The organism is Streptomyces otsuchiensis (assembly GCF_004305975.1).
In the GTDB taxonomy this organism is placed as follows: Bacteria; Actinomycetota; Actinomycetes; order Streptomycetales; family Streptomycetaceae; genus Streptomyces; species Streptomyces otsuchiensis.
On record NZ_BHZI01000521.1, the window covers coordinates 1 to 1,427 of the forward strand.

Here is a 1,427-nt window from a genome sequence, read left to right on the forward strand (position 1 = left end):
GGCAGGGCCTGGTCCCAGGAGAGGGTGAAGGAGGACGCGTCGCTGACCACGTCGTACTGCCAGCGGGCGTACTCGGGGTTGACGTGGTCGTCGAGCAGCTCCTCGACGCCGGTGGTGGCCGGGACGTCACCGTTCTCGACGAGCGCGCGGGCGTACTCCTCGCTGCCCGCGAGCTTCATGAACTCCACGGCTGCGTCGAGGCGTTCGTCCTGCACGTTGGAGTTGACCGACCAGTAGTTGGTGGGGTTGCCGACCACGCCGCCGGCGTCGCCACTGCCGTCCTCGATCACGGGGAAGGTGGCGTAGCCCAGCGAGTTCTCGGCGAACTCCGGCTGGTTCTCCAGCTGGTTGGCGTACTCCCAGCTGCCCATCAGGTGCATCGCGGCGCGTCCCTGGGCGAAGAAGGTGGAGGCGCCGTCGTTGACGTAGTCGGTGGAGAGGAAGTTGGGGCCGAAGGCGCCGGTGTCTATCAGCTCGTGGGTGGTCTCGGCCATCGCCACCACCGCCGGGTCGCCCCATGCCTCGGACTCCCCGCCCTGGATGCGCTGCCAGAGCATCGGGCCGCCCTCGCGGTCCAGCAGGTACTCCAGCCACATCATGGAGGTCCAGGAGTCGCTGGCGCCCAGGGCGATCGGAGTGACGCCCTCGTCCAGGAAGGCGTCGACGGCCGCCAGCATGTCGTCCCAGGTCTCGGGCGGCCCGGCGCCGATCTGGTCGAACAGCTCGGTGTTGTAGAAGAGGATGACGGGCTGCACGCCGCGCATCGGAATTCCGTAGTGGCTGTTGTTGACGGCGCCGGAGTCGAGGATCGAGGGGATGAACGCGTCCTTGAAGTCCGGGTCGGAGTCGAGGATGCCGGTGAGGTCGACGAGCATGTCCTGCTCGACGAAGTCGCTGATCGAACCGCCGCCCCAGTTGAAGAAGATGTCGGGCGCGTTGGGCGTGCCCATCGCGGTGCGCATCCGCTCCTGGTAGTTCTCGCCCGGTATCTCGGTGAGCTTCACCTTGATGTCGGAGGTCTCGTTGAAACGCTCCGCGAACTCCGCCTGGATGCGGGTCGATCCGTCCTGGTAGACCCAGACCTCCAGGGTCTCCGACGAGCCCGAGGGGCCGTCGCTGCCGCAGGCGGCCAGTGTGCCGGTGAGCAGCACGGCACCGGCCGCCGCCGCGGTGCCGGCTCTGAACCGTGAGTGAGAGAGGATCCGCATCGCACGCACCTTCCGGAAGATCGCCGATAATTATCGGAGTCGATGCGGATGAAAGTTACGGCCGCGTGGCGGAGGCGTCAACGGTTCTGACGGATCTCGTCCGAGAGCTTTCGCGGTCGCCTGCCGTCAGTGCAGCGGGACCGGCGGTGATCGTCAACGGCCTTGCGGGTGCGGCTGGTTGCACCACGGGGCGCACCGGATCGGGAGGGGTGGGCCGAC

Annotated in this window: 1 protein-coding gene; it reads right to left on the minus strand. The window is 67.6% G+C overall.

The window, feature by feature from the left end; translation table 11 throughout:
* The coding region (locus tag E0D90_RS25600; protein ID WP_130800289.1) for an ABC transporter substrate-binding protein at window positions 1-1,208 on the minus strand (1,208 nt) is incomplete at its 3' end.
* Window positions 1,209-1,427: the final 219 nt, after the last annotated feature.